Raw genomic sequence first — 8,936 nt, 5'->3', positions numbered from 1 at the left:
TGCAACGACGGCAACGCCTGCACGCAGACCGATACCTGCCAGACCGGCGTCTGCGTGGGCTCGAACCCGGTCGTCTGCACCGCGCTCGACCAGTGCCACGAAGCGGGAATCTGCGATCCGGGGACGGGCATCTGCACCAACCCGGACAAGCCAAACGACTCGACCTGCAACGACGGGAACGCGTGCACGCAGACCGATACCTGCCAGACCGGCGTTTGCGTCGGCTCGAACCCGGTCGTCTGCACCGCGCTCGATCAGTGCCACGAGGTCGGTGTCTGCGACACGGGCACTGGGATTTGCTCGAACCCCGCCAAGCCGAACGACTCGGCCTGCAACGACGGCAACGCCTGCACGCAGACCGATACCTGCCAGACCGGCGTCTGCGTGGGCTCGAACCCCGTGGTGTGCACCGCGCTCGACCAGTGCCACGAGGCCGGCGTCTGCGACACCGGGACAGGCATCTGCTCGAACCCGGAGAAGCCGAACGACTCGGCCTGCAACGATGGGAACGCCTGCACCCAGACCGATACCTGCCAGACCGGCGTCTGCGTCGGGTCGAACCCCGTGGTGTGCACCGCGCTCGACCAGTGCCACGAAGCCGGCGTCTGTGACACCGGCACGGGCATCTGCTCGAACCCAGACAAGCCGAACGACTCGGCCTGCAACGATGGGAACGCCTGCACCCAGACCGATACCTGCCAGACCGGCGTCTGCGTCGGGTCCAACCCCGTGGTGTGCACCGCGCTCGACCAGTGCCACGAGGCCGGCGTCTGTGACACCGGCACGGGCATCTGCTCGAACCCCGCCAAGCCGAACGACTCGGCGTGCAACGATGGGAACGCCTGCACCCAGACCGATACCTGCCAGACCGGCGTCTGCGTGGGTTCGAACCCGGTCGTCTGCACCGCTCTGGATCAGTGCCACGACGCGGGCGTTTGCGACACGGGGACGGGCATCTGCACCAACCCCGCCAAGCCGAACGACTCGGCCTGCAACGACGGCAACGCCTGCACGCAGACCGACACTTGCCAGACGGGCGTCTGCGTCGGGTCGAACCCCGTGGTTTGTACCGCGCTCGATCAGTGCCACGAAGCCGGCGTCTGTGACACCGGCACGGGCATCTGCTCCAACCCCGAGAAGCCGAACGACTCGGCGTGCAACGACGGCAACGCCTGCACTCAGACGGACACTTGCCAGACTGGCGTCTGCGTCGGCTCCAACCCGGTGAGCTGCACGCCGCTCGACCAGTGCCACGAAGCCGGCGTCTGTGACACCGGCACGGGCATCTGCTCGAACCCCGAGAAGCCGAACGACTCGGCCTGCAACGATGGGAACGCCTGCACCCAGACCGATACCTGCCAGACTGGCGTCTGCGTCGGCTCGAACCCCGTGGTGTGCACCGCGCTCGACCAGTGCCACGAGGCCGGCGTCTGCGACACGGGCACTGGGATTTGCTCGAACCCCGACAAGCCGAACGACTCGTCTTGCAACGATGGGAACGCCTGCACGCAGACCGATACCTGCCAGACCGGCGTCTGCATCGGCTCCAACTCGGTCAACTGCACCGCGCTCGATCAGTGCCACGAGGTCGGTGTCTGCGACACGGGCACTGGGATTTGCTCGAACCCCGACAAGCCGAACGACTCGGCGTGCAACGACGGCAACGCCTGCACGCAGACCGATACCTGCCAGACCGGCGTCTGCATCGGCTCCAACCCGGTGAGCTGCACGCCGCTCGACCAGTGCCACGAAGCCGGTGTCTGCGACACGGGAACAGGGATCTGCACCAACCCGGCGAGAGCGAACGGCTGGCCTTGCAGCGACGCCAATGCCTGCACGCAAAGCGATACCTGCCAAGCGGGTGCCTGCGTGGGCTCCAACCCGGTGGTCTGCACTCCTCTCGATCAGTGCCACGACGCTGGAGTGTGCGATCCAGCGACGGGAGTTTGCTCCAACCCGGCGGGTGGAGTGCTCGTGACGTACTACCGCGACGCGGACGGTGACGGGTTCGGGAACTCGGGAGTGACGGTGCAGGCGTGCACGGCGCCCGAGGGGTATGTGGCCGTGGGTGGGGACTGCAACGACTGGAATCCCGCCGTGCATCCCCCGGGGTTTACTTGTGGCGTTCTCGCGGACTTCGATGGGAATGGACACCCGGACATCCTGTGGCGGAACGCCACGACCGGTCAGATTGGAGCATGGCGAATGAACGGGGCCGTGCATATTGGCTGGATCTCGATGCCCACGGAGCCGCCGTCGAGCGGATGGCAAATCCAGGGGGTCGGCGACTTCGATGGCAACGGCAGCTCCGACTTGCTGTGGCGCAACACCACCACCGGCCAGGTGCGAGCCTGGCTCATGAATGGTTCGACCATCGTCAGCACGGCGTCGATGCCGACAGAGCGACCAACGAGCGGATGGCAGATCCAAGGGGTCGGCGATTTCAACGCCGACGGCAAACCTGACGTGCTCTGGCGCAACACCACGACCGGCCAGGTGGGCGCGTGGCTCATGAACGGAGTGGTCATTGACCACTGGGTCTGGATGCCGACGGAGCCGCCGACGAGCGGATGGCAGATCCAGGGCGTCGGCGACTTCAACGCCGACGGCAACAGCGACGTACTTTGGCGCAACGCCACGACCGGCCAGGTGGGGGCCTGGCTCATGAATGGATCGGCCATCGCCAGCTGGGCTTGGATGCCCACGGAGCCTCCGTCGAGCGGGTGGCAGATCCGGACGGTCGTGGACCTCAATGGGGATGGCGGCTCCGAGGTTGTCTGGCGGAATGTCACGACCGGTCAGGTGGGAGCCTGGCTGATGAACGGGACGCATGTCACGGGCTGGGCGTGGATGCCGACCGAGCCTCCCTCCTCGGGCTGGCAGATCCAGGGACCGCACGGCCCCCTGGTGACGTTCTACCGGGACGCGGACGGCGACGGCTACGGGAACCCCGCGGTGACGGTGCAGGCTTACGCCGCGCCCGCGGGGTACGTCGCGGTGGTCGGGGACTGCAACGACGCGAATCCCGCAGTGCATCCCGGGGCCTCGGACGCAAACTGCAACGGGATCGACGACGACTGCAACGGGTCGACCGACGAGGGATACGTTCCGCAGGCGACGAGCTGTGGAGTGGCGGTATGCGCCAGCACGGGCGTGACGAGCTGCGTGGGCGGCGTGGTGCACGACAGCTGCGTGCCGGGGACGCCGACGCCGGAGGTGTGCGACGGGATCGACAACGACTGCGACGGGGTGGTGGACAACGGCGTCCTGACGACGTTCTACCGGGACGTGGACGGCGACGGGTACGGGAACCCCGCGGTGACGGTGCAGACGTGCACTGCGCCCGCGGGATACGTGGCGGCGGGCGGGGACTGCAACGACTGGAATCTCGCCGTGCATCCCCCGGCGTCTTCCTGTGGCGTTCTCTCGGATTTCAACGGGGATGGGCATCCTGACATCCTCTGGCGCAACGCCACGACCGATGAGGTCAAGACGTGGCGCATGAACGGAACGGTGAAGATCGGCGAGTCCTCGCTGGGTACTGCGCCGTCGAGCGACTGGCAGATTCAAGGGGTCGGCGACTTCGACGGCAACGGCAGCTCCGATGTACTGTGGCGTGTCGCCTCGACCGGCCAGGTGCGGGCCTGGCTCATGAACGGCTCGACCATCGCCAGCACGGCGTCGATGCCGACAGAGCCGCCGACGAGCGGATGGCAGATCCAAGGGGTCGGCGATTTCAACGCCGACGGCAAACCTGACGTGCTCTGGCGCAACTCCACGACCGGCCAGGTCGGAGCGTGGCTCATGAACGGAGTGGTCATTGACCACTGGGTCTGGATGCCGAGGGAACCGCCGACGAGCGGATGGCAGATCCAAGGGGTCGGCGATTTCAACGCCGACGGCAACAGCGACGTACTTTGGCGAAACACCACGACCGGCCAGGTGGGGGCCTGGCTCATGAATGGATCGACCGTCGCGAGTTGGGCTTGGATGCCCACGGAGCCGCTGTCGAGCGGATGGCAAATCCAGGCTGTCGTGGACCTTACCGGGGATGGCGGCTCCGAGGTCGTCTGGCGGAACGCCACGACCGGTCAGGTGGGAGCGTGGTTGATGAACGGCACCCATGTGTCGGGCTGGGCGTGGATGCCGACAGAGCCTCCGTCGTCGGGCTGGCAGATCCAGGGACGCGAGGAACTCCTGGAGATGTTCTGCAAAGAGGTCGTTGGCGACGGGTACGGGGAACCCGCGGTGACGGTGCAGGCGTACGCGACGCCCGCGGGTCACGTGGCTCTGGGCCGGAGATCGGATGACGCTGATCCCGCGATGCATCCCGGGCCGTCGGACGGCAAATGAATCGTCATCGACGACAACCGCGACGGGTCGCCCGACGAGGGGTACGTCCCGGCGGCGACTCGTTGCGGACCTGGGGGTAGCGCCGGAACAGGCGGCACGTCCTCCGTGGCCGGGGGCGGCGCAGGACAGTTGCGCGCCGACTCCTTGACTCGATTGACGTTCCTCGCAATACTGGGCCGACTTTCGCGACGACGCCCGGCCGCAGCCCGTCGAGGCGGTAGGGGTGGGGTGTGGATCCCCGTCGGGCGGAAGGAGCCGGAGGCGAGATGAGCGATCCCATCGACGGCGCGGACGGGCATCAGGGATCCGCGTCCCAGGACAGCCAGGAAGAGCCGATCCACCTCCTGGACTACTGGCGGATCCTGGTCCAGCGGCGGGCGGTCATCCTCGCGTGCCTCGGCATCTTCGTGGCCGCGGCGGTGCTCTACTCGGTGTTCGCGACCCGCGAGTACGAGGCGGTCACGACGCTCCAGATCGAGCGACAGGGACCCGAGATCCTCGGCTTCAAGGACATCGTCAGCGTGGACTCCGCGTACAACGCCTACCAGGACTTCTACCAGACCCAGTACAAGATCCTGCAGAGCCGGACCGTGATGAGGCTCGCCGTCGAGCGGCTCGACCTCCCGAACCGCCCCGAGTTCGTCGCGAGGAGGAAGTCCCCGATCCAGAGGATGAGCGACGCGGTGCGCTCCACCGTCTCGAACCCCGCCTCCGGCGGCGATCCGCTACGCCCGGCGCTGACCTTCATCACGAAGAGCCTCTCCATCCAGCCCATCCGCAACAGCCGGCTCGTGAAGATCGCCTTCACCGACCGCGACCGAGTTCTCGCGGCGGACGTCGCGAACGCGGTGGCGGACGCCTACCAGCAGTTCAATTTCGACGCCCGCTCCAGCACCACGGGCCAGGCCACAGAGTTCCTGACCAAGGAGGTCGCGCGCCTCCAGCAGGAGATCGCGGATCTCGAGCGGAAGCTCCAGGAGTACGGCCAGCTGAAGGAGATCCTGTCGGTCAGCGACGGCACGCGGGACATCAGCCAGCAGGCCCTCTCGGACATCAGCACCCGATACGTGGACGCCCAGGGCCGGCTCGCCCTGGCCGAGGCGCGATACCGAGCGGTCAAGGGCATCCCCCCCGAGTCGCTCCCGGAGGTCCTGAACTCCCCGCTCATCTCGAACCTGAGGCAGCAGTACGCCGAGGTCGAGCGCCGGCACAGCCAGATGTCGGAGCGGTTCAAGCCGGACTGGCCGCCCCTCCAGCAGCTCCAGCAGGAGCTGGACATCGCCCGCGACCGCCTGCGCATCGAGTCCGACAACATCGCGAGTCAGGTGAGGGACGTCGCCAAGGCGGACTACGACCGGGTCCGTGGCGAGGTCGCCGGCCTCGAGCGGCAGTTCGGCACGCAGAAGATCGAGGTCCAGCGCGTGAACCGGGACGCCATCGAGTACGCGAGCCTCAAGACCGAGATCGAGACGCGCCGCAAGGTCCTCTCCGACCTCGTCGCCCGGAAGAGCCAGACCGCGACCTCGGAGCGGCTCGCCGACACCCGGGCGAGCAACGTGAGGGTCGTCGACCGCGCGGAGCCGCCGCGATCCCCCGTCCGCCCCAAGAAGCTCCTGAACCTCGTCCTCTCGGTGGTGTTCGGCCTCGGCCTCGGCGTCGGCATGGCGTTCCTCCTCGACCACCTCGACAACACGGTCAAGACCGAGCAGGACCTGCAGCGGACCGCATCGCTCCCCGCCCTCGGCTACGTCCCGCTGTTCCAGCCGCTCCGGGTCGTCGCGGACGGCGGAGAGAAGAGCGCCCACGCTCCCCCCGCCGTCGACCTCGAGAGCCACCGGGACCCGCGATCGGCCTTCGCGGAGGCGTTCAAGAACCTCCGGACCTCCCTCCTCCTGGCCTCCGCGGACCGCCCGCCGCGCACGATCGTGATCACGTCCAGCGAGCCGGGGGACGGCAAGTCCACGGTCGCCCTCAACCTCGCCATCGTGCTCACCCAGCTCGGACGCCGGGTGCTGATCGTGGACGCCGACCTCAGGAGGCCTCGGCTGCACCGGATGCTGAACCTCTCGAACGCCGCCGGCCTCTCGAGCTACCTGAGCGGGAACGCCCGCCCCGCGGAGCTGATCCAGGACACGGAGGTGCCGAACCTCCTGGCGATCACCAGCGGCCCGATCCCTCCCAACCCGAGCGAGCTCCTGGGCGCCTCCCGGCTCGAGCTGCTCGTGGAGAAGCTGATCGAAGAGGGGCGGTTCGAGCACGTGATCATGGACTCCCCCCCCTCGATCCAGGTGGCCGACGGCGTGATCCTGTCCTCCCGGATGGAGGCGACCGTCATGGTCGTGCGCGCCGGGAAGACTTCGCGAACGTCGCTCGCGCAGGCGACGGGCCGCCTCCGTCAGGCCCGTGGGCGCGTGATCGGGGCGGTCCTGAACGCGGTCCAGGAGTCCGGCGGCTACTACCACTACTACCGGTACAAGTACTACCGGCACTACGCCGAGGAGGACCGTGGGGAGTCGAAGACGGCGGTCTCCCGCTGGCGGCGCGGGCGGCAGCGCGCCGGGCAGGCGTAAGCCGATCGGCCTCGAGAGCCCGCGACGGGTCCCCCGGTGGGCTCCCATCCGATGACCCTCGACACCGCTCGCTCGTGCCTCCGATGGACGCTCCTCGCGCTCCTCGTCCTGGCGCCGCTCCCCTTCGGCAGCGTCGAGCCGTGGGCGGTCCTGACCCTCGAGGTCGCGGCCGCGCTGCTTGCGCTCGGGGCGCTCCTCGTCATGGCCCACGACCCGGACGGGCTGGCCCCCGGGGCGCGGCGGATGCTCCTGCCGGCGGCGCTCCTGATCGGTGTCGGCATGGTGCAGCTCCTCCCTCTCCCGGCCGTTCTTCTGCGGCTCCTCTCGGCGCCCACCGCCGACGCGCGCTCCCGGATCGCGGCCGTCGTGCCGGAGCTGGCGGGATCGTGGTCACCCATCAGCCTCGAGCCCTCCGCGACGACGGACGCCCTGCTTCGCCTGGCGGCCTACGTCCTGCTCGGCCTCGCCGCGGCCACCGCGTTCCGGACCCGCGGCCACCTGCGGCAGGTGGCCTGGGCGATCGCCGCCTCCGGGACGTTCCAGGCAATCTACGGCTCCGCGGAGTACCTGACCGGGCACCAGCACATCTTCGCCTACGCGAAGAAGTACTACGCGGACGAGGCCAGCGGGACCTTCATCAACCGCAACCACTTCGCCGGCTACCTCGCCATGACCCTCCCCTTCGCGCTGGGCCTGATGCTCGACGGCGCCCGGAGGCTGCCGAAGACCCGCTCGATCCGCGAGCGCCTGCTCGGCATCGGCGAGGCCGGCAGCGGGCGCCTGCTCCTGGGCGGGGCGGCGGCCGCGGCGATCTGGGTCGGCGTGATCCTCTCGTACTCCCGGGGCGGCCTTGCGGTCGCGCTGGTCGGCACCGCGTTCCTGGCGTACCGCGTGACGCTCCGCCGCTCCCGGGCCTGGCTGCTGGCCGCCGCGCTGCTCGTCCCGACGACCCTGCTCATGTGGCAGCAGGTGCGGGCACCCGGCGAGCGCTTCGTCTCCGAGCGGAGCGATCTTGCGACCCTGAGCGGCCGCGTGCCGGTGTGGCGGGCGTCGCTCACGATGGTCCCGGGCCACTGGGTCGCCGGCACTGGTCTCGGAACGTTCGAGAGCGCGTTCGAGACCTACAGGCCTCCCGCCGTGGTGGGCGGCTGGGACCACGCCCACAACGACTGGATCGAGGCGCTCACCGACGGCGGCCCTTTGGCCCTCGGGGCCGCGGCGGTCCTGCTCCTCCTGGCGCTCGGGTGGCGCTCGCGCGGGGAGCCCGGCCGAGGCGAAAGCGACCTCGTCCGCGCGGCCGCGTCCGCGTCGATCGTGGCCATCGCGGTCTACAGCTTGGCGGATTTCTCCCTGCGCATGCCTGCGATCGCGCTCCTGCTCGCGGTTACGGTCCCCATGGCGGTCTGTCGCTCGACGTCCGATGCCCCCGCCGGCGGGACCGTCCTGGCGCACCGCCGATAGCCGGGCGCAGGAGCGGCCGATCGCGGTTTCCCGCGAAGCAACACGCTTTGTTCGTCCGGATGGACGGCCCGCCGTTCGACGCGACAATCTCCTCGCCGCGCACCACATCGACGGGGTCGTCTATGGCGGCCAGGACTGAGGCGTACGTCGACACGTCGGCGCTCGTGGCGTTCGCCGACCGGTAGGACACCCACCACGCGCTCTTCCGGCGCCTCTTCTCGGACCCTCCCCGCCTCGTGACGACCTCGCTCGTGGTCGCGGAGGGACAGGGCTGGTTCCTGAGGCGCCACGACACGACCCGCGCCCTGCAGTTCCTCGCGATGATCGAGACGATGGAGCCGCTCCGGGTGATCGGGGTGGGTACGCCTGAGATCCGCGGCGGGACGGAGCTGCTGCGGAGGTTCCCGGACCGGCGTCTCACCCTGACCGATGCCGTCGGCCTGTTCGTGATGAAAAGCCTGAGGGCAGGCTCCTGCTGGTCGACCGACCGGCACATGGGACTGACCGGCGTGCCGCTCGCGATCGGGCGGGAGTCGCTCGGGGAGCCCCGCG

General features: G+C 69.0%; 4 protein-coding genes. All 4 read left to right on the top strand.

Translation table 11 applies throughout. From position 1 onward, the window contains the following. Positions 1 to 4,353, top strand: a 4,353-nt coding sequence (locus LAO51_18730) for an FG-GAP-like repeat-containing protein (protein MBZ5640777.1), incomplete at its 5' end; no start/stop codon positions are given. A 266-nt stretch (positions 4,354 to 4,619) separates the two neighbouring features. Then, a complete protein-coding gene (locus LAO51_18725) occupies positions 4,620 to 6,923 on the top strand; it encodes a polysaccharide biosynthesis tyrosine autokinase (GenBank protein ID MBZ5640776.1) in 2,304 nt (767 codons plus the stop codon). Positions 6,924 to 6,974: 51 nt separating this feature from the next. After that, positions 6,975 to 8,384, top strand: coding sequence for an O-antigen ligase family protein (locus tag LAO51_18720; protein ID MBZ5640775.1), 1,410 nt, complete (start codon positions 6,975 to 6,977; stop codon positions 8,382 to 8,384). 236 nt (positions 8,385 to 8,620) lie between these two features. Continuing rightward, positions 8,621 to 8,936 (top strand): hypothetical protein (locus LAO51_18715; GenBank protein MBZ5640774.1); only part of this gene is annotated, 316 nt, incomplete at its 3' end.

The organism is Terriglobia bacterium (genome assembly GCA_020073205.1).
Lineage (GTDB): Bacteria > Acidobacteriota > Polarisedimenticolia > Polarisedimenticolales > JAIQFR01 > JAIQFR01.
The sequence above is the reverse complement of the archived record's forward strand: the minus strand, read 5'-3'. Positions and strand labels throughout refer to the sequence as shown.

Excerpts from the sequence above, each read along its gene's own strand:
- LAO51_18725 (MBZ5640776.1), top strand. The coding sequence starts at position 4,620 with ATGAGCGATCCCATCGACGGCGCGGACGGGCATCAGGGATCCGCGTCC.
- LAO51_18720 (MBZ5640775.1), top strand. The coding sequence starts at position 6,975 with ATGACCCTCGACACCGCTCGCTCGTGCCTCCGATGGACGCTCCTCGCG.